The 25,420-nt window shown below is 46.4% G+C and carries 22 protein-coding genes, 1 tRNA gene and 1 riboswitch; of the genes, 3 read left to right on the top strand and 20 right to left on the bottom strand.

Translation table 11 applies throughout. The annotated features are described in order from the left end of the window. Positions 1 to 67: 67 nt before the first annotated feature. From BUA17_RS00600 to BUA17_RS31495, 8 genes are all read right to left on the bottom strand, one after another. Positions 68 to 1,711: an extracellular solute-binding protein gene (locus BUA17_RS00600; protein ID WP_063564772.1), complete on the bottom strand. Its 1,644-nt coding sequence runs from the start codon at positions 1,709 to 1,711 to the stop codon at positions 68 to 70. Positions 1,712 to 1,808: 97 nt separating this feature from the next. Beyond that, the gene (locus tag BUA17_RS00595) at positions 1,809 to 2,708 is read right to left on the bottom strand and encodes a carbohydrate ABC transporter permease (protein WP_063564773.1); all 900 of its coding nucleotides are present in this window, start codon (positions 2,706 to 2,708) and stop codon (positions 1,809 to 1,811) included. A 15-nt stretch (positions 2,709 to 2,723) separates the two neighbouring features. Further along, positions 2,724 to 3,578 (bottom strand): ABC transporter permease, encoded by an 855-nt coding sequence (locus BUA17_RS00590; protein WP_024629272.1) that lies wholly within the window; start codon positions 3,576 to 3,578, stop codon positions 2,724 to 2,726. A gap of 356 nt (positions 3,579 to 3,934) precedes the next feature. Next, complete coding sequence (locus BUA17_RS00585) at positions 3,935 to 6,049, bottom strand: helix-turn-helix domain-containing protein (protein WP_240321374.1); 2,115 nt, start codon at positions 6,047 to 6,049, stop codon at positions 3,935 to 3,937. Positions 6,050 to 6,468: 419 nt separating this feature from the next. Next, the gene (locus BUA17_RS00580) at positions 6,469 to 10,323 is read right to left on the bottom strand and encodes a X2-like carbohydrate binding domain-containing protein (RefSeq protein ID WP_244552047.1); all 3,855 of its coding nucleotides are present in this window, start codon (positions 10,321 to 10,323) and stop codon (positions 6,469 to 6,471) included. Between the two features lie 366 nt (positions 10,324 to 10,689). After that, positions 10,690 to 10,773 (bottom strand) — tRNA-Leu (locus tag BUA17_RS00575). A gap of 117 nt (positions 10,774 to 10,890) precedes the next feature. After that, entirely contained in the window at positions 10,891 to 11,682 is a 792-nt protein-coding gene (gene pelA / locus BUA17_RS00570; RefSeq protein ID WP_244552046.1) for a pectate lyase, read from the bottom strand. Beyond that, positions 11,595 to 11,849, bottom strand: a complete 255-nt coding sequence (locus BUA17_RS31495) for a hypothetical protein (RefSeq protein ID WP_244552120.1) — start codon at positions 11,847 to 11,849, stop codon at positions 11,595 to 11,597. Before BUA17_RS31495 ends, pelA begins: the two co-directional genes overlap by 88 nt. A gap of 413 nt (positions 11,850 to 12,262) precedes the next feature. After that, a riboswitch (cyclic di-AMP (ydaO/yuaA leader) is annotated at positions 12,263 to 12,394 on the top strand. Between the two features lie 5 nt (positions 12,395 to 12,399). Between BUA17_RS31495 and BUA17_RS00565 the strand changes: the two genes are divergently transcribed. After that, positions 12,400 to 12,864, top strand: a complete 465-nt coding sequence (locus BUA17_RS00565) for a C40 family peptidase (RefSeq protein ID WP_064639184.1) — start codon at positions 12,400 to 12,402, stop codon at positions 12,862 to 12,864. Between the two features lie 104 nt (positions 12,865 to 12,968). On the opposite strand, the gene BUA17_RS00560 is transcribed toward BUA17_RS00565, so the two are convergent. The 4 genes from BUA17_RS00560 to BUA17_RS00545 form a co-directional block, all read right to left on the bottom strand. Beyond that, positions 12,969 to 13,298: a carboxymuconolactone decarboxylase family protein gene (locus BUA17_RS00560; protein WP_062322073.1), complete on the bottom strand. Its 330-nt coding sequence runs from the start codon at positions 13,296 to 13,298 to the stop codon at positions 12,969 to 12,971. Positions 13,299 to 13,415: 117 nt separating this feature from the next. Continuing rightward, on the bottom strand, positions 13,416 to 13,634 hold the full coding sequence (locus BUA17_RS00555; RefSeq protein WP_063564777.1) for a hypothetical protein: 219 nt from the start codon (positions 13,632 to 13,634) through the stop codon (positions 13,416 to 13,418). Between the two features lie 123 nt (positions 13,635 to 13,757). Beyond that, complete coding sequence (locus BUA17_RS00550) at positions 13,758 to 14,087, bottom strand: hypothetical protein (RefSeq protein WP_024629266.1); 330 nt, start codon at positions 14,085 to 14,087, stop codon at positions 13,758 to 13,760. Positions 14,088 to 14,185: 98 nt separating this feature from the next. Beyond that, positions 14,186 to 14,767, bottom strand: a complete 582-nt coding sequence (locus BUA17_RS00545; protein WP_063564778.1) for a xanthine phosphoribosyltransferase — start codon at positions 14,765 to 14,767, stop codon at positions 14,186 to 14,188. Between the two features lie 204 nt (positions 14,768 to 14,971). Here BUA17_RS00545 and BUA17_RS00540 point away from each other — a divergent pair, with 204 nt between their 5' ends. Continuing rightward, positions 14,972 to 16,030, top strand: coding sequence for a YkvI family membrane protein (locus BUA17_RS00540; protein ID WP_063564779.1), 1,059 nt, complete (start codon positions 14,972 to 14,974; stop codon positions 16,028 to 16,030). Between the two features lie 90 nt (positions 16,031 to 16,120). Here the strand turns inward: BUA17_RS00540 and BUA17_RS00535 are convergent, their stop codons facing one another. The 6 genes from BUA17_RS00535 to BUA17_RS00510 form a co-directional block, all read right to left on the bottom strand. Then, the gene (locus BUA17_RS00535; protein WP_072732311.1) at positions 16,121 to 17,251 is read right to left on the bottom strand and encodes a glycosyltransferase family 4 protein; all 1,131 of its coding nucleotides are present in this window, start codon (positions 17,249 to 17,251) and stop codon (positions 16,121 to 16,123) included. A 448-nt stretch (positions 17,252 to 17,699) separates the two neighbouring features. Beyond that, entirely contained in the window at positions 17,700 to 18,254 is a 555-nt protein-coding gene (locus BUA17_RS00530) for a GNAT family N-acetyltransferase (protein WP_072732310.1), read from the bottom strand. Between the two features lie 101 nt (positions 18,255 to 18,355). Then, entirely contained in the window at positions 18,356 to 19,411 is a 1,056-nt protein-coding gene (locus BUA17_RS00525) for a hypothetical protein (protein ID WP_063564782.1), read from the bottom strand. 99 nt (positions 19,412 to 19,510) lie between these two features. Beyond that, entirely contained in the window at positions 19,511 to 20,314 is an 804-nt protein-coding gene (locus BUA17_RS00520) for a Cof-type HAD-IIB family hydrolase (protein WP_063564783.1), read from the bottom strand. A 344-nt stretch (positions 20,315 to 20,658) separates the two neighbouring features. Then, the gene (locus BUA17_RS00515) at positions 20,659 to 21,405 is read right to left on the bottom strand and encodes a pseudouridine synthase (protein WP_063564784.1); all 747 of its coding nucleotides are present in this window, start codon (positions 21,403 to 21,405) and stop codon (positions 20,659 to 20,661) included. Next, positions 21,402 to 23,090 (bottom strand): RsmB/NOP family class I SAM-dependent RNA methyltransferase, encoded by a 1,689-nt coding sequence (locus BUA17_RS00510; RefSeq protein WP_072732309.1) that lies wholly within the window; start codon positions 23,088 to 23,090, stop codon positions 21,402 to 21,404. The genes BUA17_RS00515 and BUA17_RS00510 overlap by 4 nt, the downstream gene beginning before the upstream one ends. A 221-nt stretch (positions 23,091 to 23,311) precedes the next feature. Here BUA17_RS00510 and BUA17_RS00505 point away from each other — a divergent pair, with 221 nt between their 5' ends. After that, a complete protein-coding gene (locus BUA17_RS00505) occupies positions 23,312 to 23,860 on the top strand; it encodes a thioredoxin family protein (RefSeq protein ID WP_064639191.1) in 549 nt (182 codons plus the stop codon). 212 nt (positions 23,861 to 24,072) lie between these two features. Here the strand turns inward: BUA17_RS00505 and BUA17_RS00500 are convergent, their stop codons facing one another. Together BUA17_RS00500 and BUA17_RS00495 are read right to left on the bottom strand one after the other, a co-directional pair. Beyond that, positions 24,073 to 24,567 carry a DUF309 domain-containing protein gene (locus BUA17_RS00500; protein ID WP_063564787.1) on the bottom strand — a complete coding sequence of 165 codons (495 nt, stop codon included), beginning with the start codon at positions 24,565 to 24,567 and terminating at the stop codon, positions 24,073 to 24,075. Next, entirely contained in the window at positions 24,554 to 25,369 is an 816-nt protein-coding gene (locus BUA17_RS00495) for a GTP diphosphokinase (RefSeq protein ID WP_063564788.1), read from the bottom strand. Before BUA17_RS00495 ends, BUA17_RS00500 begins: the two co-directional genes overlap by 14 nt. Positions 25,370 to 25,420 lie beyond the last annotated feature (51 nt).

The raw sequence follows: 25,420 nt of genomic DNA, 5'->3' as shown, positions 1-25,420 counted from the left end.
CTGCCTAAATACAAGGAAAATCAGGTGCCGGTACATCATAGGCACCTGATTCCGATATCCCTCTTAATTACTTGCTTGTATCATATGCTTTTTGCAAAATTTCTAGATAACGATCGAGCTTCAGGTTCTGTAAACCTTTCACATAAGCATCCCAGTCCTTATTCAAGTCCTTGTTGCCTGTGATGAATTGCAATTCATTTTGCTCAATGTAGTTTCTGATGTTGGTTTGCAGCAAACTGGCTTCGTCAATTTCGTTTGGATCAATCCAGACGGACCAGATCGGGAACAGCTCTTTCGGCTCATGCCCTTCGTACAACAGCGATGCGTCATATAATCTGCGCTCATAACCATTGGATGCATAAATATCTGTGCCTTGAACGAAGGTATCACGATATTCTTTTGGCATATAGAAGTGAGCCATACCACTCCAGCCCGCATTACGTGGTGCCTCACCCTCAGCCATAGGGATTTGTTTCACTACAGGTTTAACGTCTTTACCCAGTGCCACATCACCTTCCACCGGGTCAGTCCAGTCAATCCCCTTCATACCGCTTGCACCGTTCGTTTGACCTTCTGGTGTGAACATGTAGTCAACCATTTTGATCAGGGCAATTTGCGCTTCTTCACTTGCCTTGTTTGTGATTACAAATTTCGCTCCTGGAGATACACCGCCCGCATCATGCGTCGCATAGGACACACCCTGTGGTCCAGAAATCGGCGCCAGCGGGTTATAGTGCGCCGAGCGAGTATTGCCTTCGTCAATGTTCACGAAAATTGCGGGATGCATAGCTGCACCAGCACCCAAAATTTCAGCGTCAGCATTTTCACCGATTTTCTTGAACGCTTCTGCGTTTTGTGTGAATGCGCCAGGGTCAATCAGACCTGCATCAAAGAGGGACTTAATGTAAGTCAATCCTTCTTTCCATTCAGGTGTAATTGCCGCAGATTGAACTTTTCCATTTTCCATTTGCAGGTAGTTTCGGTCATCATCATAGACAAATGCATTCATCAGGAACGGAATAATTCGTACGCCGAACTCCTCTATGGAACCACTCAGAGGTACCTCATCTGCTTTGCCGTTTCCGTTCGGGTCCTGCGTCTTGAAAGCTTGCAGCACGTTTTTGAATTCTTCGGTCGTCTTTGGCATTTCCAGATTCAGCTTTTTCAGCCACTCGGTATTAATCCACATCTTACTCGGGTAGGAGCAGTGGAAACATTCCGTATATGCAACAAGTCCATAGATATTGCCATCAGGTGCTGTATTAAGCGTTTTCAAATTAGGGTTCTTCTCCATAGCTGCTTTGATGTTGGGAGCGTATTGATCAATGAGATCGTTCAAAGGAACGAGCACCCCCTGCTTGCCATACTTCAGCAGATCTGCCTGAGAGAATTGGTCTATATAGTGGGTTAGCAGATAGGCATCAGGATAGTCGCCGCTTGCCAGCGAGATTTGCCGCTTTTCCTTGGCTCCATCCGATGGGTTGATCTCCCAATTGAATTTGATATTGAATTTGTCTTCCACAAATGCAGTGAATTTATTGGTCGGAATATCAATGCTAGAGTCCTGAACCGCGAACACGCTGATATTCACCTTGCCGCCCTCTTCCGAGCTCCCCGGTTGTGCTGTAGATGAGCTACCATTGGAACATCCGCTCATGACAACTGTGAATGCCACTACCAGCATCAATAACGTTACCATACTTTTCTTCAAATCTGATCACTCCCTTTTTGTAGTTTACCAGTTGAGACGATGGTACCTTGCGTATGAACTGTCTATATCTTCTTTCTCCATACACCGAATCTAAGGATCAACCTTTAACAGAACCGACCAGCATCCCCTGTACAAAATGACGCTGTACAAATGGATAGATGACAAGTACAGGCAAAGTGGCGACCACAATTAACGAATATTTTAACAGTTCGGTAAGCTGCTGTCTTTCCACCATTTTCGCGACGTCCATGGCACCCGAACCATTATTTTGAATGATGATACTTCGCAAGATGAGTTGCAGCGGGAACAGGTCTGCCGATTTGAGGTAGATCAGGGCATCAAAGTACGCATTCCACTGCCCCACAGCATACATGAGAACCAGCACGGCGATGATCGGCTTCGATAACGGGAGTACAACACTCCAGATGAACCGCATATCACTACAGCCGTCAATTTCACTGGCTTCCAGAAGCTCCCCCGGAATAGAAGATTGAAAGAACGAGCGAGCAATAATAACCTGCCATACCCAGATTGCATTTGGGATCAGTAACGCCCAGCGAGTATCAATCAGATGAAGCTGCTTCACAACCATATAAGTTGGAATCAGCCCACCACTGAAAATCATGGTAAAGGTAATGATCATCATCAAGGTGTTCCTGCCGAAAAAGGTTTTGCGTGACAACGGATAAGCAATCATGATGGTCAACGCTACACTGATCAGGGTACCTGCGACCGTATAGAAAATGGAGTTACCGTAGCCGATGAGAATCTCAGGTGTATTAAATAATGCCTTGTAACCGTTGAAGGAGATATCTACGGGCCACAGCCATACTCGACCGGAAGTTACTGCTGCCGGGCTGCTGATTGAGCTGCTGACGATAAATATCAATGGGTAAATGACCACCAGCGCCACGATACTGAGCAAAATGTAAATTGTAATCAGAAACGTTTTGTCCACAGCGGACTCTTTAATCTTGGTTTGAACGTTTGCAGCCATAGGTGAACTCCTTTCCTACCAAATGCTATTCTTAGTAACTCTCTTCGCCAAACCATTCACCGTAACCAGTAAGACCAGATTGATCAGTGAGTTGAACAGCCCCACCGCAGTTGCGAAGCTATAGTTGGCATTCAACAGGCCGACTCGGTAGACATAAGTTGCAATGATTTCAGAATTAGCCAGATTGAGCGGATTCTGTAACAGGTAGACTTTCTCAAAGCCAATCGCCATGACATTTCCGACATTCAGGATCAAAATAATGACAATGGTTGGCACCAGCCCGGGCAGATCCACGTGACGGATTTTTTGAAAACGCGAGGCCCCATCGACTTTAGCCGCTTCGTACAATGTGGGATCGATTCCGGCAAGTGCTGCCAAATAAATAACCGCACTGTAGCCCGCAGTCTGCCAAATGTCGGACCAGACATAGATCGAACGGAACATGCCCGGCTCACCCAGAAAATTCACGGAATCCAGCCCAAAGAAGTTCATGGCGATGTTCACAAATCCAAGCCGTGGTGCCAGGAACAGCATAATCATGGACACCATCACGACTGTTGAGATGAAATAGGGTGCAAAAGATACGAGTTGGACGAATTTCTTGAACTTGGCTCCGCGTACCTCATTAATCATGAGTGCGAGCACAATCGGAATTGGAAATCCGGCCAACACTAAATAACCGCTAAGTAAAATGGTGTTCTTCACCAGGGTCCAAAATAATGGGTTCTCAAAGAACAGACGAAAGTTTTGAAAACCAACCCAATCACTTCCCCATATCCCCTTGATGACGTTATAGTCCTTAAAGGCAAGAACCGCATTGATCATCGGATAATACTTGAAGATGAGAAAAAATAGCAAGGGCGGAATCACCAGTAGGTGTAACTGCCAGTGCTTCATCATTCTTTTGCGGGCATTGGTCAGAAAACCAGGTGCCTTCGGCTGTGTTGATGTCTTGTGATTTAATACGATTTCCTTCTCCAGAACAATCCCCCCTTACTAGCTGTCTGCGATGCGTAAATTATGATAGCGCTTTCTTGATTCTGATCATAGTCGATTTTGATGTCCTATAAACAGGTACACCTGCGCCGTTACACGTACAGTTATCCTGTTTTTGGGGGCACACATCCGCAGTACGACAGCCATTTTTCCATTACGGAGGCGTATTCGCAAAAAAAGACCGCATTGTCCGGAACACGGACAACACAGTCTATGGGTCTTCCTTTCATTTAATCGTCAACCGATTGTCTATACACACTGGGCGAAACGCCATTCAATCGTTTGAAGGCCCTCCTAAAGGAGTGAGAACTATTGTAACCTACCCGTGACGCAATCTCGTCAACAGTATAATTGCTCTCTTTCAACAAAATCACAGCCTGATCCATTCGGACTTTGATCAGGTGATCGGAGAAATTAACCCCCGTAAACTCTTTGAACAATTGAGAAATGTATTTCTCAGGCCGCTCCACATGCTCTGCCACCCGATACAGAGTCAGCTCTGTATCTGAATACATTTTCGCAGTATATTCCTTAATCTGTTTGATGATTTGAATATGAGCATCCTTCTTCTTGTTTGCAATAACGGAGCAGAGCTCTTCCATGATCTCATAAAACTCAGCTTTGATCGTTTCGAGCGGCTCCGAGGAACCAATATCAATGACCCGCCGTTTCACATTCTCGATGGAGGCATATTCCGTAAACGCCTTTTGATCCAGCAACTTGAGAAAAGTCCCCTTCATTTCTCCAACAAGTTGATGCTTCATTTCCATGGACAGTTCCCGCTGCTCCATGTTCTGCACAATGATTGCATCGACAATCCGTTTGGCCTCTTCAAGTTCTCCTGCACGAATGGTGCCAATCAGTCGCTGCTCCGAATCCAGCGGGTAATAATACGTTGTATTTTCGGTTTGGGCTTCGTTGTTCCACATCATACCTTTTTTGTTCATGTAGACTGCATACTCCAGCGCCTGATTGGCCTGATCAAAGGAAAGGCTGACCTCTGTCAACGATGTGAAGAGATTTCCGAATCCTGACTGGATGGTGATCCTGTATTCATTGAACACATACTGTGCCAGATTCTCCATGATATGCGTGATATCTTCCTTTTCACGATCCAATTCGGAGTCGGTTTCCTTGGAAAAGAACAGGATGACCACTTTATCCGAACCCATATCGGTCATCAGGACATCCACGTCCAGTTCAGCCAAAGCCTGCTTCAACAGTAATCGGGAGGCATTCAGTTCATTCAGGATCTCGACGCTGTCCATACTGGCATAACCCTTAATCTGGACAATTCCAGCATATCCCGTGCCTTGATACAAATTAATATCTGCCTGTTCGGCAGCGGAAAGAATCTCATCCCGCGATTTGAATTCGCCGGAGATCAGCCGCTTCAGGAAGGCATCCCTGACCAGTGGGAGCTGGCGATTTAATTCGGATTCAAGCAGCTTGTTCTTGGTGAGCATAGCAGCGATATTTCCACTCAAAAAGTCAAATTCATTTTTGGGAGCCGATTCATCCTTCCCAAACTGCTCTTTCATTACACTTAACAGTCGATTGATTGGAACGCTGTTGCGATAAGCCAGCACAAGTCCAACAATCAGTCCGATGAGCAGTGTGCCGCCCGTAATCAGCATCGTCATCCCCTTGATCCTGTTTGCATTCTCCATCAGGACATGACGGGGAATACCCGCCTGGTATACCCATCCGTTCTTATCAGATCTTGTAGTAATCACAAGATCATCCCCATAGAACTGGCTGACTCTGCTTGGATCAAAATGAGAGTCAGAGGCCATTTTCACCATCTCGGGCTCGGAGCTCCCTTGCAGTGCAATGGTATTGCCCTCCGCATCACTGATATGAACCCAGCCACCGTATCGGTCATTCAGGCTGGACAACAGACTAAGAATCATTTTCTCGTCAATGATTACAACGGCGACAGCCGGTGAAGAATCATTGAAGCTGTCCAGAGGCAATGACTGCATATATGTGATTACCGAAGTCTGCTTCCCCCTACTGACATAGGAACTAAGCGGTTTAATCTCACTCCGGTGGGTCTTCCCCAACACGTCCTTCATCCATTCTTCCAACGAAAGATCGTTATAACGAAAATCAGTGTAATAGTGATTCGGTCTGTAAGAAGAGCCCGGGGTCAAAATTAGATTGTAATTCGCAAGATAAATATAATAATTTTGCAGAAAATCATTGGTCTGTCCAAAGGTCAACACATTCTCCATCGTTCTCCATATTCCATATACGTTGGTTTCGTTGTCCCTTTCATTCATAAGAACGTTCAGTTCCTGATTAACTGCAAGCTGTCGGGTGAAGCCCTCCACTTCCGCCATGCGGCCCTCCAATATTTCCTGGCTTTTCTGGAGTTGGGTAACACTATTCTCAATGGAAATGGACTGTGTTACGGAGATGGAAGTTAGATAAGACATATAACCGCCAATGCTGGGTATAACCAAAATGATCACGTAGGAAATTAAAAATTTACGAAAAACATTGGAATATTTAATGGGTAACCCTCCTCCCCCTCCTTGAGGTATTGGTAGCGTTATCAAAGATAATAATATTTTCCGGGTTAGTCAATTGTTTTATCTCATTCTTCAATCGTGTTTCATTCGGGAATGAATAAAAGGCAACGATAAAAAGACGATTATCATTGCTTTTTTTAACATTTCCGAAGTTCTTTGGTTTGAGATGATAACTCCTTATCATTCAGAAAAAAGGGGCCGAGATGGCCCCCCAATCCTAGTTTACATCATTTCTTCTTTGGTTCTTCCACCTCTGATCGGGCTTTTACAACCTGATCGGCGGATGCTGCTTCAACATCGCCAAAGGCCCAGTGTGTGGAAGGAACATCCTTCCACTGTGGCTGCGAAACGTTCGTGAGCGGTGCTCTGCCCAAAGCTCTGTTGATTGCTACAACGGCTTCCGCTCTTGTCAGTAAAGCATTCGGTCGAAAAGTTCCATCTTTATAGCCTCTCAGAATGCCTGCGCTTTGCGCTTTCAAAATGGCTTCCTTGGCCCAGTGGCTGCTGATATCAGAAAATCCATCGCCTGAATTCTCGGAATCCGGACCGAGAAGGGCTACGAGAGTGGCCATCTCCGCACGAGTCAATGACTGATTTGGCTTAAACGTTCCATCCTTATAACCACTCATCAGCCCTATCTTGCTTACCTTAGCAATGGCGTCGGCTCCCCAATATTCAGATTTAACGTCACTGAATGCAATAGCAGATCCTGTGCCTTCTTTCTCAGATACCATTGCGAGTATGGTTGCCATTTCTGCACGGGTGAGTTTGTTATCCGGCTTGAACAACCCGCCCGGATAACCTTGAATATACTTTTTATACGGAATATCCTGACCACCCTCCGTTTCTGTTGTCTTGTCTGTAGTTCCGGATTCAGGAGCCGGCGCAGGCACAGAAGTGTCTGAAGGCTGGACGACTGGAGTCGATGGTCCACTTGGATTGGATGGACCACCTGGATTCGACGGATTCGTTGGTTCACCGTTTCCAGTAGGGACAGTAAATTTCAGTTGATCGGCCAGCATGAGCTCACCGGATTTCTTCACAGCTTTGAGTGTATGCTGGCCTTTTGCCAGTCCTGAAATGCTGTAAATCTCCTGCTGAATCTGCCGGCTTGGACTGTAGGCGTTCACGGTCTGCACCAGCTGTCCGTCTACATAAATGTCCACTTCGCCCTGTTCTGGTCCAGTCGGTGTAATCATACTTATTCCAGTGCCCTTGAAGGTGTATTCGAAAGAATCCCCGTCCACCACCGTGGAATGCACATCATTGAGATAATCACCGCCGAAGGCAAAGCTGAGGTTCAGCGTCCCCACTGACTGCGCAGCAAGATACGATTTTTTCAGTGTAACTCGGTTCCCTGCAACTGTATAATCGGACCCCGGAACCAGATCAAGTGATCCGTTAGTAATACCACTGAAGCTTTCCACCTGTTGCAGCAGCGTCACATCAATGTCTGTCTGAGCGGAAGCTGACTTGTCGAAATCCGCGGTTACCGGATTAATTAGATTCGGAAGCTCAACTTTGAGCATATCGAGCAGCATATACTCCCCCGATTTCTTCACTGCCTTGAGCGTGTGCTGCCCATCCGGCAGCCCCGATATGCTGTACAGGTTCTGCTGTGCCAGCCGACCGTTACGATGGGCGCTGACTGTTTCCTTGAATTGGTCGTCAACATAGATATCCATGTCTCCCTGTGACTGGTCAACCTCCGTAAATAACTGGATCCCCGTTCCCTTGAAGGTGTATTCAAAAGAATCATCGTTTTTTTCGGTATACTGCACATCGTCCTTATAGTCACCCAAACCTCTGCCAGTGCTTCGTGACCAGGAGCCGTTGTACTTGATTGCCGGATCGTCGTTATTGATCATTATAAATCGAATGCCCGTAGTATCGCTGATCCTTATTGCCAAAGACTGGGGATCACCCGCGCTAAAGATTACGTTTAGACTCGTTGTCCCTTTAGGCAGCTGCGTGAGGTACTGCTTCCTGATAGTCAGCTTGTCATTGACCACCGTGTAGTCGTCATCACTGAGCAGCACCCCATCATTTTCAACGCCGGTCAGCATATTGCCGTTCAAGGACAGCCTCACGGTGACATCCTTCTGTTGTTCCGTCTCCTTGTCAAAGTTTGCAGAGGTCGGACTAATGGTGCTGTTCTGCCCTCCAGGAGGAATTTCCATGGTTACTCTAAGCGCATCCAGCAACATATACTGGCCCGAGCCCTTGACCACCTTCAAGGTATGTGGGCCGTTGTCCAAATCAAGTTTGCTGTACAAAACCTGCTGGACTTCCCTTTCTCCACTGGTATAGGCGTTTACAGTTTCAGATGCTCCATTATCGAGGGTGACAATCATGTCTCCTTGGTCTTTATCCTTCTCCGTCAGCAGTTCAATGCCTGTGCCCGTGAAACTATACTCAAAATAATCGCCGTCTTTTTCAGTAAAATGCACATCGCCATTGTAATCACCGTAACTTCTGCCGGTATTGGAGTTCCATGAGCCCGTGTATTTAATACTGCTGTCATCATCATTAATGTAGACCTCATTGGTAACAGTGGCATCTTCCACAGAGATTGAATTTACAGCATTGTCAGCTTCAGCGTCCAAGGCACCCCCTTGACTGCTATTCGCTGGACCAGTGCCAGAGGAATCCGTAATCGCTATGCTCAGATCCTGTCTCCCATCTGTCTGCTCCTTGCCCCCGTTGCGCTGCCAATCCCCGCTATAGAGCATGCCTGTATCATCGTCATTGACGGCTGATGTGCCGTTCAGTGCGGTTACTTTAAGCATCCGGGAAGCATGGGGTTCTAGCACGCCGCCACTGAATTCATGATTAAAATTCCCCAGCTCGGAATGGCTCCAGAGATCACGGACAGAAGCCGGACCGTTGAGGCCAAGATCGCTCCATTTGACTTTTACCTCCGCACTCTGGTCGCCCAAATTGAACAAGGCTACACTGTAAGTACCATCTCCGTTATTGGCATACCAAACCTGCTGCTTGGTCTCCATGGAAACCGGATGGCCTGGACGTCCAGCCTGATTGACGGCAATGACTTCGTCATTCGTAAGCAATTCCAATCCATAGCTGTCCAGCCTTGTTAAATCATCACCTGTATAAAGCGGTGCTGAAGAGATAGACCAGAAGGTCGTGGCCGTTTGCCGCTCAACCTTGGTCAGACCATCCATCGAGCCATTCCCGACATTCAGTGAATCGAAGTCGTTCCAGCCTCCGGGACCTGCATCCCGCCACCAGAGGGCAGCGATGGGGAACAAGCGGGAAATACTCGACCATTCGGTCAATCCCTTACTGCTGTCGTAAGCTTCAACGTCCCAGTCGATCCTCCAGCCGTTTGCATACTTTTTCCAGAAGTCCACGTAATTGTGATCAAGCGCCCAGGAAAGCTCAAACCAGATGTTATTTCTGTCCAGGGCTTTGGACCATGCCTCCACATCACCACGTGCATCCCGGCTCAGATTATTGATTCCCGATCCTGGCGTCACACTGTCGAATTTGACAAAGTTGATACCCCACTCGCCAAGAAGATCCGCGATGGAGTCAATGTACTTCTGTGAGCAAGGGTTCGAAAAATCAATTTTGTACGTGTACGAATCCCAAGCATCCATAACAACGAGCGGTTTTACTGCAATATCTTGCATACGACATGCCCCGCCCGACCCATAAACCTCAAGATTTTTATCATAGGCGGTGATTGATAATCCCGGAATCAGATAGATTCCGATCTTCTGTCCGTTATTATGGACGTAATCAATGACCTCCTGAAATCCATTTGGATAAAGAACAGTACTCGGAATAGGACGGCCGTATTCATCTTCGTCACCGTTCCAGCCAGCATCAATATTAATGTATTCATATCCATGGGCTTGAAGCTTCTCACGCATGGCGTCCGATTGCTTCTTTATACTCTCGGCCGATGTCCAGTTACCCGGCCCGTCATATACCTGCATGCTGTAACTGCTCCAACCCATATACGGCTTTTGGGCCAGACTCTTATCTGCTGCTTGTGCCACATTACCTGTCGTTCCCATAATCCCGAACTGCACCGCCGCAATCATAAATACCATGAAACACATTGCCATCCTTTTTCCGATTCGTTTCAAATTATCCCTACCCCCTCTGAATTTGGTCATTCAAATTCCTGTTGATAGCGCTTCCACACGAGAAGAGAATAGTGGATGAGGCATTCCCAAGATAGGTACAATTCGGTATTTTACGTACAATTAACCTGAAATATAGGGGCAAACCGTCGCAGAACAAACATATTTCCATTAATGGATAAATAAACAAATGGAAGCTTCATCTTTGCTCAAGCCGAGGGAATGGGTTGAAAAGAATCAGGAAAAGCAAAGATCAAAATCTGTAAACAAATAAAAAAGGTCCCGAGAGTGGCAGCAATGCCATTCTCGGAACCTTTTTCGTGTTACATATGATGCGGTCGAGAGGACTCGAACCTCCACGGGGGTTAGCCCACACGGACCTGAACCGTGCGCGTCTGCCAATTCCGCCACGACCGCGTATGTCTTATCTCCGAGAAATTATATCGCGGCGACAAGAGATAATATATCATGTGCAGGTAATTAGTGTCAACAAAAAAAATATAATTTCGCCTCAATGATAAAGCTTTTTATAAATTATATCTTTGAAGGCCAGTTGCCATACCAGGCATACCCGCCTCTTCTTTCCTTATCGATATCGCTGAGTTTGTATTTCACAACCCCATCACGTCCTACGAAGATCGGTTTATCCGTTCCAATTTCGTAAAAACGTGCCCAAATTGGCGATGCACCTGAATCAGCTACGAGTTTGCTATCTCCGTTTTCTCTGACATACTTGTATCCTGTAATTTTCACGTTGTTGAACCAGGCTTCTGCCGCTTGAATGGAAGCCTTAATTTTCGAGTTCGACGGTCTTGTTTTCAAAAACTTTACAATCGTACTGCTCTCTCCAGCACTTAGAGAAGGCACTTCATAAATCCTTGCTCCTGCAGGTTTTAGGGAGCTGGAATCATGCTGCTGTCCCCATGCAGTCAGTTTACCATTTGCTACAACCTGTGTATTGAGAATAGCATCTACACCTTTGGCAACTGATTTTTTACTGCGATCCGCAAGAGAGCTGTCGATGAATGAGAAATCACCTTTACGTGCACCTACTTCATCCAGCATGTACATGACATTAATCATGGCATCGTCGTTGAAGGTAATGTGTTTGTGATAGCCTGAGCTCTGGTATACTTGTGGCCATCCTCCATTGGAGTACTGCATATTTAACAAAAAGTTGATTCCTTTGATGGCAGCAGCCGAATATCGCGGATCATTTGTCTTTTTAAATTCCTTGGCTAATCTTCTAATTTCTGAGTATGTAGCTTTATTATCAATTGTAGATTTGGCCCACTCACCACTTGTTTTTTGTAATCCTTCTTCCATCCCCCGTCAGGACGTTGATTCTTCAAAATATCTGAGATACTTGCTGTCGTTCCAGATGCGTCTGCAGCAGATACCTTAGCAGCAGGCTGAAATACCATTCCGACAACAGAGAAAATCATTGTACATGCCATTACCAAAGATGCAAACCTTGCTTGTGCCTTCAACATCGTTTAGAACACTCCCCAATTCATTTTCTGCAAACTGTTTTCCTTGAGCGTCTCCCCTCCTTATATTTGTTTTTAAACTCAAACTATTTCTTTTCATCCAATAAGTGGATTATACAAAAAGAATTCTATGCAAAACAATAAATTTTGTCAATAATTGCAACAATATGTAACAAATTCTTTATCTTAACCTATAGGTATCGTCTAATCGAAATGTGAGAAAGCCAATAAATCATCCAATTTTTCTCCATTTGAAACAGTAGTTACTTTTTTGTCATCTATTAAAACCCAATATTCGAGTTATTTCTACATAAATAGCGATAATTCCGTTAACATTGAGATGATAAGAAGTGTTCAAAATCGGTTTGACATTTTCGCATTTATGCAATATAGTTTCAAAAGGTTACAAAAACTTAATTATTCATTTGCCGAGTTTCATGTTTGAAAACGGGGGAACCATTTTGGGTGAATTATTCTTATACATAGGAAATATAGGGAACCTTCTACCGAACCCTTAGCTAACTCCGTAGGCATCGAAGGGAGAACAAAAATTTTGAAAAAGCTTATCATCTCCATTTTTGGAGCAGCAGTTCTATTTACATCCGGTGCAGCAAGCACAGAGGCAAGCAGTATCAACACCGTCGTTAACAACATGACAGGCATACCTTACAAATGGGGCGGCACAACAATGGCCGGATTTGATTGCTCTGGATTTATGAGATATATTTTCAACAAATATAGCATTGAATTACCACGCACTTCCCAGCAACAAGCTAAGGCCGGAACTCCGGTATCCAAAGCTAATCTGCGTACTGGTGACATGGTATTCTTTAATACGATGGGCAATGGCATTTCACATACAGGTGTATATATCGGGGGCGGACAGTTCGCTCATGCTTCAAGCAGCAAGGGTGTCAGCATCACACAATTATCCAATCCTTACTTCAATGATCGTTACGTAACAGCACGCCGGGTAACAGGACAATTTATGTATAACAAAATGCTGGGCAAAATATAAGTTTGATTTGATATAGTGCAAAGAGGAGGCTCCGGGTGAATCCGGGACCTCCTCTTTGTTTGGGGCTTTTGTTTACAAATCCGGTGTGCTGTAGACTTCTATACTTAATGTAAAGCCTTCTGTACTCTCATTGCACCCTGAGACAGCGCATGGCCTCCACCTACCGCTCCAGCCACAGCAACCGTCTCCATAATCTCCTGATCGGTCGCTCCTTTGGCACGTGCCTCTTCCACATGGTAAAACGTACATACCTCATTGTTCGCAAACAGTCCAATACCCAGCGCAATCAGCTGTTTGGTCTTGGCATCAATCGCCCCTGCCTGAAAGCATTCTCCAGTGAACTCATGATAAGACTTCACCACAGCTGGCAGCACATCGCTTAATTCACCAATCTGATCTTTATAGGCATGAACCTTATCATTCATCAGTGTCATGGTTACCGCACATCCTCTCGGCTGATATGTTACAAGCTCTCACTGTACCTATCTTCTCTCCGGAGAGGTGTAATTATGCCAAAACATCCATGGTAAATGAACCTAAATAGGCATGTCCTATTCTTCGAGCAGGCTCTCGCGTGGTTCGCTGAACAATTGATATCGGTAATTCCGATCAAGCTTGACCACACGACGATTCTGACGGCGAATGAGTACCTGCTCCCCGTCCCAAGCCACTACAATACCTGTCACATCATTGGACTGAATCTCGTCCCGTACTACCCTTACTTTTTCACCCGATAAACGCAGTGCATCCAATTGTGCATCACTGATCATATTTATGGCGCCTACTTTCCCAAAAAAATTATTTACAAAAAGAGACCTAAATGAAAAGTCATTTAGGTCTCACGTGACTGTATTGGACTGTCATGTCATTCGAAAGTATGTCCCGACTGAAAGTTACCGCTGCGCGTGCTCTTTGCTGTCGTTCTTCTCAAACCAAAAATCAAGCACTTTGGCGGACATCACACGTTCTTCAAGGTACTCCACTTGATGCGGTGTAAATTGTTCTTTCCAAGAGAAGGACAACTCTTCGCACAAGCCTACAATCGTCAGCAATTCTGACCAGGCAACGTAGCGTTTGTACCAGAAAAATTGAGGATGTTCAATCATATAGGGATAAAGGTCATCGAATTCCGTATGTTTACAATCCAGGGCACGCTCAAAATGTACTTTCGATTCCGCCAGCTTATCAATAAAAAATTGTTCTGTTGCCGGTTGGTTACCCATGGTGTTGCCTCCTCTCCCTAACATAACCCCATTATAAATGAAATCAGCGGTCATGCAAAGGCATTGTTATAAAAATAGGCACTTTTTCCTTTAAAAAGTCACAATTCGTTATCGTCAAATTGCACGGTGCCATCGTTCAGTGAACGAATGCGCACCAACGCTTCAACCGGGATGCCCTGCTCACGAATAGTGCGCGCTCCGGCCTGAAAACATTTTTCGACCACGACACCGAATCCAACCAGTTCCGCTCCCGAACGTTCGATAATTTTGATGACACCACGAGCGGCATCGCCATTCGCAATGATATCGTCAATAAACAAAATACGGTCATTCTCATGAATATATTCGCGGGACACCATAATATCTGTTACGATCCCTTTGGTAAAAGAAGGTACTCTTTCACAGTAGGCGTCGGGGTCAGCCAAAAGTGTTTTTTTGCGACGGGCAAATACCAGAGGAACACCCAGTTCATGTGCGGCAGCAAAGGCGACCGGAATCCCGGAAGACTCCACTGTAATGACCCGAGTTACACCACTTTCACGAAAACGAGCGGCAAATTCACGTCCCATTTCCATCGTCAATGCAGGATCAATCTGGTGATTCAGCAGACCATCCAGCTTCAGCACCTGATCTGACATGACTACACCTTCTTGTAAAATTCGTTGTTTCAATACTTCCATAATTTGACCTCCCAAGCCTATCCTATGACGTAAAAGTATCATAGATCCGGCTATCAGTTCAAGCGAAATTGCCTTTGCTCTTGTCCAGAGCATAGAAATGACCCTATGTCACACTTCAATTGTCATGACTTTGATGGGTCAAGCATACCTTGTACCATGGCACCCGCATGTCCAAACTATTCAGGGGCCTGAGAGGGGAAACGCATGAAACAGGCATTTCGGGTGCTGCAGATCGCATTTACATACATTGGAACGGTAGTAGGAGCCGGCTTTGCAACAGGACAGGAGATATTGCAGTTTTTTACCCAGTATGGCAAATGGGCCACCATTACCATTGGCTTATCGACCATGCTCTTTGTCTGGTTAGGTACAAAAATGATGCTGATTGCCCATGATACCGGCTCGCGCTCATACGAAGATCTCAACAAGCATCTATTCGGTCATAAAGCAGGAAACTGGATTACCTGGGTTACCCTTCTTATTCTCATCGGAGTAAACAGTGTCATGCTGGCCGGAGCAGGGTCGGTCTTTGTAGAGCATCTGGGGCTTCATTACCAGACCGGACTGATTGTTACCCTTATCGGTACATATCTGCTGCTTGGACGGGGCATTCAGGCTATTCTGCAAATGAACAGTATCGTAGTGCCAATGATGCTCCTGCTCTCTCTGCTTATGATCACCAGCACCATACATCATCCCGGCGCAAACCGATTTATTACATTAACCACGGACAGCAATCCAATCCAGGTCTGGTTATCTCCTCTGTTGTATACTTCATTCAACCTGGCACTTGCCCAAGCTGTTCTTGTTCCGGTGGGGAATCAGATTCGCAGCCGAAAGGTACTGAAATGGGGCGGCGTTCTGGGCGGGATTGGTGTAGGATTCATGCTTATGGCAGCCCACTTCGCCATGTCAGCCCAGATGCCTGGCATCACGCAATTTGAAATTCCAATGGGCAGCATTGCCTTTCAACTTGGATGGGTAGTCCAGTCTATCTATGTATCCCTGATTTTTATGGAAATCTTCAGTACATTTGTAGCCGATATTTATGGAATGACCCTCCAACTCAGACAGCATGTCCACGTACATCCCAAACTAATCATACTGGCCATCATGCTGCTATGTTATTCGCTTAGCCAGTTTGGGTTCAGCTCCCTGCTCTCTATCCTTTACCCCATTTTCGGCAGTTTGGCACTGGTCTGGGGTGCAAAATTAGTAATGGATCGATGGGGAAGCTTTCGAGGTCGTAACAAACACCTATAACAACGTATTTTTGTTGCGAAGTATCATTTCCCTAAACATAAAAAAAGCCGCTGTTCACACAGCGGCTTCCTTCTTTTCCCTTTCCAGAAGTTAAAACTGGCTCGAGAATTGCAAATACATTTTTTTCAGTTCATTGACCGATCTGCCCAAAGAGTAATGGGTTTTGGCCTTCTCGCATGCCGAACGAGCGAGCTCATAACGGTACGCCGGGTCAACCATCACCTTCTCCAGCGCTTCTGCCAGTGCAGACGGATCTTCTGAAGGCACCAGCAAGCCGTTACTGCCGTTCTCGATCTGTTCGGGTATGCCGCCAACATCTGTACCTACAAGGGCAAGACAGCTAAGCGCTGCTTCCGCGAAAACAGACCCGAACGCCTCCGCCCGCGAAGGAAGTACAAAGATATCAAAAAATGGCATGAATTCCTCAGGGTGCAGCGTGTAACCATAAAAAATAGTCTCATTATAAATGCCCAGCCGCTGGGCCAATTCTTCCAAGTCTGGACGGATCGGTCCGTCCCCAATAATATGAAGCACATAATCATGTCCCCGGGCTTTCAGTTCGGCGCAGGCTTTGAACAGAATATCCAGCCCTTTCGCCGGAACCAGACGGCATACGGTGACCAGCTGTGGTATCGCGTTCTCATGGGGAATTGGCTTAAACCTTTTCTCATCAAAACCATTCGGAATCACACCGATAACATCGGGATGCTGTACATAAGGCGCCAGATAACGACGGAAAGAATCCGATACCGTTAACAACCGCTCCGTCTGGTGCTCCAGCTCACCATAGATGGCCAGCAGGAATTGATGCTCCGGTCCGTTCGGCTCAATTCTTCCATTCAGTATCAGCTCTCGCTCATAACTGGAGTGGATCGTTTGAATGAGAGGAACATCCGGGAAAACCTTCTTCATTGCAAGCCCCGCAATAGGATGATGGGCATGAATCAGATCGTAAGGCTTCTGAATACGCAGCTTGGTCCACCACAAATAATCCCGGTAGGTTTGCATATATTTTTGCACGATAGGACTATCCTGATATTGGGTCCAATCGAACGTCTCAAACTGGATATCTTCCCTGCCCTTGTTGCGAATTCGCTTAGGCAACGAGAACAGATCCATCTCCCACCTCGGGGTTGTAAACCTCTCTTGCATATACGGAATCATAGAGGATACACCTCCGGGCTGCTCCGGAGGAAAGAAAAGCGCCTGCAGCAATCTCACCGTTAGTTTCCCCCTTTCTAGCATAAATCTTTTCATTACATCTTCAATCATGATATATCAGAACATATGTTCAGTAAAGGTACAAAATGAGATTTCTTATCACTCGCTCATTTACAGCCGAATAATAGAATTCATTTCAATATCAATTGTACCATGTTGCATCTGACGCTGACGATATTACGAGTACTGTTAGGTACTGGGGGCAATTCCAATGGAAATCATCGCTCTCTGTCTGCCTTTATTCTACTATACGTTATCTTATTCATCTTGTTTGAGCGTACGCCCTCACTTCGGAGTCGTATATACAACATATTCAGAAGATGCTCGGCTAAGAAGCGGATGTATGATTTTGAAAGTTAAGCCTCTTTTGCCGACATACAAATGAAAGCCAGTGAGCAATGGTAGCCCCCGGCTTTTTGAATGTACTTCTTATGTTTGAATACAGCGTTTATACAGACAAGTGTGTGACCGCCTTCTCGTACGTACTGAAGCCGTCTGTCTCTCCCACAAAGGTATAGTCGTTACGCCCATAGAATGCGTTCAATGTCGCGTTCTCGGCTCCGCAATCCAATCGGACAATATGTTTGTCCTCAAACTGTATCCCGCTGCTGGACCATTGCAAAATCGCCCTTCCCAATCCACTCTGGGCGTACTTTCTGCGGATGGCTAATCGGTGCAGATAAAGTGCACCATCCCCGGCATGCGCTTTGCTTCCCCATAAATGCACATCCCATGCACTTGGCTGGCTCATCAAAATAACCATGCCAGCTACGTCAGAACCCTTTTTAAATACAAATACGTCGCCACGCTGAATGGCCTCCGCCGTATTATGAGAATCCTCACCTTTTAACAACGCATTCCATTGAGAAGAGCCCTGGCTCCGCAACCACTCGGCTGTTTCCATGAGCAGGGACATCACATCCTCCGTGTCTTCCGGCTGAGCCTGCAATGCCTTAAATTCATCATTAATGTAGTCTGTTGTGATACTGAATGAGTGCTTCATGATTCTCCTCCACTTCCAGGTCTCTCTTAAACTAACGGTACTATACCGGGAAATGGCTTGTTCGTCAAAAAGAAAACAAAAAAGGCAAGAGGCTGTGCCTCTTACCCTTCAATCTTCGCTTCATCAATAATTTGATTTCGGTATAACATCGTGAGATGTAATGTATCAAACTCAAGCTCTTTGTCCAGCTCTCGCATCAGAACTTCAACCAGACTCTTTCGCTGAACACTTGTGCCGGGTACCTGATAATCAATATAGCCTGACAAATCCGCTTCTGAGGTATCAATCGTTGCTGTACCTACAGGTAACCCTCCGCGTTCTTGTAGAAACAGTTCATATACCCGAAACTCCCGATCTTTGCGCACCAACATTACATAACAGGCTTCTTCAGCTGCTTCAATCTCTTCGAGATCTTCTTCAGACTCTATCTCATCCTCATCCGCAAAATCCCGGTGCACCCATTCCGCCGATTCCATCTCCTGCCCTTGATGCCACATGCGGATCGTAATTGTATCGATGATTTCTTCATCCAGCTCTCGTACCAGCAGCTCGGCAGCCGCATCCTGATAATTCTCTGCCGGTTCATCATACCAATGGATCTCACCCTGCACATCAGCGCCATATTGTTTCAGAGAGGCTTCAGCCAGTTCCTGTCCATTGGCGTCATTAAATACATAGGTAGATATGCTGCGTCCGGCGCTTACCAGCTCCATTTCAAGCAAATGTTCCGGGTCTTCATATGTAAATGATTCGGCTTGTGAGCCAGGAATTACGTGTACTTCATTTACACCAGCCCGATCATTCTGTCCATCGTGACTGTAGCTATCTTCAGACCGTGACGACTGATTGAACATATCCGTTTGAGACTCTGGCTTCTGTAACACAGAATACAATGTACCGCAGCTTACAAGCACTTCATACTCAGCAGCACTTACCGCATCCGCGAGAGAACGAATATATTCGTGCACCTGCTCCACAATATATTGTTCTGTCTCGTCAGGTAGCGAATTCTGCTCAATCTGAAGGCTGCCGGATACCCGATCTCCTTCCCTGAACACAAGCAGCAGCGAACCCATATATTGACCGCCCACCATAATATCCTGTACTTCGCCACCTGATGTTCGAAGATCAGGAATCAGCTCTACTTTCAGTTCCATGCACCTGTCCTCCTCGGTTCCTAACGTTATTCTATTAGGTTACCCTTGAGAGCGACAGTTTATAAGATACAACGCTATTCAGATTTTAAGAGCGAACTATTAGACGGACAACACATATTTTTGGATAGCGTGGGCCACACCCTGATCGTTGTTCGAAAGTGTAACCTCATCCGCAGCTGCCTTGACTTCTTCCGGGGAATTGTCCATCGCAACCCCTTTGCCTGCAAAGGTCAACATGGTGATGTCATTGTAGTAGTTACCTACCGCCATGATCTCGGAAGGAAGAATTCCTTTTGCTTCGGCCAGTCTTTTTAGAGCTGCACCTTTGGAGGCTTCTGGATGCATAAGATCAATGAAAAAATCACCGCTACGCGTCATATAATATGGAAGATTCCAGGTCGACCACTCCTGTTGCACCGCATTCATCTGCTCGATGGGTCCAAACGCTGTGAATTTCGCAAGCGGCTCTGTCATATCCGCCCATTGCGGCAGCTTTAATGGCTCTGCCATGAAGTTTTGATACATTTCGCGTACCTGTAACTCCAAACCTTCGGGCTGATCCACATAGAGTCCAAACGCCGTGTTGATGTCAAAATGTACACCTTGCGCACGGCAGTAAGATATAAAAGGCTCCAGCCCCTGTCCATCCATGGCAAAATGGTGCACCACTTCACGAGTCTGAACCTGTGCAGTTACTGCCCCATTATGTGTAATGACATATCCGTCAAGTCCCATCTGCTCCATAAACGGGATCGTGTTCGCAGGACCTCTGCCTGAACACAGAACAATCTCAGCTCCCTGACGGGAAGCACGAATTAAGGTCTCTTGCGTCAATTCGGTAAGTTCATGATGATCATTAAGCAGCGTTCCATCGACATCCAGTGCGATTAATTTAATTGTCATTGTCTTCATTCCTTATCTGTAAAAGAGTCGCACCCACCCAAACCCTCCCTTCCGAGGGAGGGCCCCAGAGGGCTCTGCCCTCTGGACTCCCGTCTCGTTTACCGGCGGCGGTTTCGATCTTGCTATGTGACGGTCGGTGTGGGAGCGCTTGGTTGCCGGGTCTGCCGCTTGACAGCGGCGGCCCCGCCCAAGCTCAAGCGGGACCATTACGGGCAGGGCTTCGCCTTCTGCCCGGCTCCCTGCTCCGCTTCGCGAAGGACGGGAGCTGACGCACCTTTGGCACGGTGGGCAAGGCTTCGTACACTGCCCAGACTCCTTGCTTCGCTTCGCGAAGTAGGGAACTATTACTTCCGCAAACGTTCTAACTCGTCAGCGGTTAATTCGCGATAACTGCCAATTTCAAGATTGGCATCCAGCTCCAGGTCACCCATGGCAACACGTTTCAGATAAACCACACGTTTGCCAACAGCCTGGAACATTCTCTTCACCTGGTGGAACTTGCCCTCATGAATGATCAATGAAATGGAAGAAAACACGCCCTCTTCCGTTTCCTCACGATCCAGCACAGTCAGTTCCGCAGGCAACGTCTCATATCCATCATCCAGCTGAATGCCGGCTTTGAATTTTTCAATATCTTCTTCTTCAACATTTCCCAGCACACGGGCTTCATACGTCTTGGGCACATGTTTGCGCGGGGACAACAGATCATGGGCAAGTGGCCCATCATTCGTTAGAATGAGCAGGCCCTCGGTATCTTTGTCGAGTCGTCCCACAGGGAACGGATCGAAGACACGCTCCTCTTTACGCAGCAGATCAATCACCGTTTTATCCCGATTATCTTCGGTTGCCGACACCACGCCAGGTGGTTTGTGAAGCATCAGGTAGATCATTTCACGATACACAATCCGCTCTCCGTCAGCTTCAATTACGTTTACGTCTGGATTAACCTGCACACCGCTGTCTTTCACCGGTTTACCGTCCACACGGATTCTGCCCTGTTTTACCATCTTTTTGAGCTCACTTCGTGACCCCACGCCCATATGACTCAATATTTTATCCAGACGCAGCGTTTGTTTGCCTTTTCCACTCATACCGATGTCCACCTCCAGCCTGCCGGATATTCATTTTTCAGTACACCATCCAGCCATTTCCCCCAGCCAGCCGCAAATCCGTCCACACACACCAACACATAACCTTTGGCCGCCGTATCTGCTTGACGTTCAACTCGTGATTCTTCGATGTTCAACGTCTCTCCTTTGAGATACCTTACTGCTTCACCGTCTGCGGAAGATAGGTTAACGGATCTCTGGGCTTCGGCTGCATTCAAAGCGCATGCAAGCGGATGAGAGGGCACAAATCGCCCATTCTTTACGGTACCCATAAACCACCCTGGTCGAATAACCTTGAGCCCTTCCAGACGGGCAGCACCCACAGAAGATTGATACACTCGATCGCCATAATACACCGTTTCTCCAGCAAGCTCGATTTCCAGATTTTCTTGTACAAATTGAGCATACACCGTTCCTAGATCGACATTTGCCTGGTCGGTTCCTCGCCCCTGAGCCCGTTCGTTTTTACGACCACCACGTTCGTTTCCTTTGCCCTGTTTTCCCTGAGCCTTGCCACCACGGGTATGCTTATTATCGCGTTCTCTAGATTCGGTTCTCATTAGACGTTCCCGTTTCCGCTCTTCTTTACTGATTGGTGCAGATACACGGATAAATGGTTCTACCAATTCACTTGGTTCGGTGAAATCTGCGCCCACTGCCTGTCCATTTTGTAAAACGCTGCACTCTTCTTGATTTCCGTCTTCTTCGATAAGAGATTCCGCACGATGCTGCAATACAGCAACATAATGTCCCTCCCCCTCCAAGAGATGAGGCCACAACCTCGCAGTGCCGCGCGTTTGGTCCAGCACAGATTCCGTCTCTTCTGCTTTTTCGGGCAACATCTGCCGCACCCATTCCGCACGTCCTGGCGCAAATCCTGCACTTTCCGGGATGTCATTCACCACAAAATCAGGATTGATGTTCAGGAATTCCGCTATCATCGCTTCATTTTCCTCTGGTGCAAATGTACATGTGGAATATACGATGGTACCCCCTGGAGCAAGCAGTTTGGCCGCAGTCTCCAGAATATCGCGCTGCATCAGCACACATTTTTCCACCGAATGATTTTCCCAGGATTTCACCATGTCCTCATCTTTACGGAACATACCCTCACCCGAACAAGGCGCATCGATTAACACTTTATCAAAATAATGAGAAAATGCATTCGCAATCCGTTCCGGTGATTCATTCAATACAACGGCATTGCGTATTCCATACAATTCCACGTTTTTGGCGAGGGCTTTCGTACGTTCCGCATGGATATCATTCGTAACGAGCACACCTTTCCCCTGAAGCTTGGCAGCGATCTGGGTTGTTTTTCCGCCAGGAGCCGCACATAGATCCAGCACACGTTCCCCGGGTTTCACATCCAATAATTCAACTGGGGCCATGGCGCTTGGTTCCTGGATATAATACAAACCCGCATGATAATAAGGGTGTAACCCCGGCTTAACTCCATGAGGCACATAAAAACCCGTTCCGCACCACGGAATGGGTCGCATATCAAATGGAGCAATTTCCTTGAATTGTTCCAGCGATATTTTTAACGTATTCACTCTCAGCCCCGCATGTGGCGACTGCTCATAAGATTTCATAAATTGTTCAAATTCATCGCCTAACAAGCTTTTCATTCGCTCGGCAAATATCGAAGGCAGCTGTACAGCCATAATCCCACTCATCCTGTCTTGTTAAAATTGCATATAGTTCTATGTTATCATATCCGGGCAATGCTTTCCTATTGCTTCATACATATTCCACTACAGCGTGTAATGTAGTATAATGGCAAGTAGATTGATTGATGTGCAAAAATTCGGGTGTTTATGCATATTATCCCATCCCGTATTTTTGCCAAAACTATATTTCGATATGATCGATGGGGGATGTCTTAATGAAATCCAAGAAGAAAAAGAAAAGCGCTGCGATCCTTATTTTCCTGGGTATTTTCGTCGTTTTGATTGCAGCACTTGTCCTGGTGAACCAGCAATCCAAGAAACAAATGGACGCTGTGGGGAATGCTTATGGCATCGCCGCTTCCAAGCTTAATCCTGCAACACGCGAATTGCTGGACGATCCGAACTACCAACAAATTATTTTGCCTGACGATCTGAAAGCTAGAATTGATAACAAAGACAGCTTCTTTGTCTATTTCTTTGCCTCCGACTGCTCACACTGCCGTGCGACAACACCTCAGTTGATGCCACTGGTCGATGAGGAAGGCATTCAACTACCACAGTTCAATCTGCGTGAATTCGATTCCGGTTGGACCGATTATAACATTGAGTACACACCAACTCTGGTATATTATCAGGATGGTGTTGAGAAAGACCGCATGGTTGGCGGGCTGCAGGAAAATGGCAGTGCCAACGGTTATACACTGGATGACTACAAGCAATTTTTCGAGAAATATAAAGGCAGTGCCACTCCATCGGCAAGCTAATCGTATATTCCCTTCGTGGATTTGATGGACCCGCATGGATTATATTGTCCTTTTCATGGACAAGCTCTGGAATCATTCCAACCTTTAATGATGTCCTTTAATATCGAACACCCCGGCCAACTCCTCTAGAGGAACGGTCGGGGTGTTTTTTATAGATCATATGTCTGAGAACATGTTAATGATAAAGTGAATGATGTCTTTGTATTACAAGCTTACTCGCTCTGCAAGTTCTGCTCCTGCTGCAATGCTTTCATCTTCTCTTCATAGATTCGTCCACGTGTAGGACTCCGGCGTTGGGGAATATTAGGCTTCAGTTCAAGAGCTCGTTCTCGAACCTCCTGCACCAGTACCTCATCCTGAATCTGAATATGCAAGTCTCTGTAAGGAAACTTCTGCGGCTCAGGACCCGAAAGTCCATGAACCAGCTCCTGTACTTCCTGCACCAACGGTCCAAGGGCAATACCTCGCGAAGTTTCCGGATATGACTTTAACAGATCTACCGAACTCTGTAACATCATGCGTCCTCCGCGAAGGTTATCATTCCTGAAATGATACAGCCCCACTGCAATCTGTAGCAATCCTTTGTACAGAGAATCTCGATCCCGTTCAAGCCACAGTTCTTCCAATACCTCATGGCATTCAAAGTAGTCCCGATCGCGATTGAAGTAGATCAGATAGTCAACATACAGCGGCTCATAGCTGCTCATCCGGGTTTTCGCCCTTTCTAGCCGCATTCAGAAGTGCTTTTACATCATCCAGAAGGTCTTTTAACCCTTCCATATCATGACGCTCCCAGCAGTCATTGAAGCGCTTTTGTGCCTCTATCGCTTCGTTCACGAGGTGGTAGAAATACAATTGATGTATGATGCTCAGCGTTCTTGATACAATATTGGAGTCATCTTCAAAGGCCTTTTGCGCCTCCAGAATTTGCAGACGGATCGCCGACATCTCATTATCGAGTACAAAAGCGGCTTCCGCCGTCTTTTTCAATCGTGCGCGCATATCATCCGGCAGACTCTCCCGAAACTTGTAACTAAGGGAGTGCTCGATCGTGGCCCAGAAGTTCATCGCCAGCGTCCGAATCTGAATCTCGGCCAGTACATTCTTCTGCCCGAGAGCCGTCTGAACAGGATACTCAATAATCATATGGAAACTGCGGTAGCCGCTTTCTTTGAAATTGGTGATATAATCTTTCTCGATTAATACCGTCAAATCCTTACGTCCACGTATATACTCGGCTACCCGCCGAATATCATCCACAAACTGGCACATAATGCGGATACCTGCAATATCCTCAATGCCTGTTTCCACCTGATCAAGCGGCACATTCAGGCGTCTGGATTTCTCCAGAATGCTGGATATTTTTTTGACACGACCGGTAACGAATTCGATCGGGGCGTATTCTTCCCTTTTCTTAAGCTCCGCCCGCATCGTTTTAAACTTAACTTTCAATTCCTCTACCGCTTGTTCATAAGGAAGTAAAAATGTACCCCAGTCTCTACCGTCCATGCTTATGCCTCCTGTCTCTATAGCTTCCCCTGTTCTTATCCATTATACATG

Source organism: Paenibacillus sp. ov031, assembly GCF_900143165.1.
Classification (GTDB): Bacteria; Bacillota; Bacilli; order Paenibacillales; family Paenibacillaceae; genus Paenibacillus; species Paenibacillus marchantiae.
The sequence above is the reverse complement of the archived record's forward strand: the minus strand, read 5'-3'. Positions and strand labels throughout refer to the sequence as shown.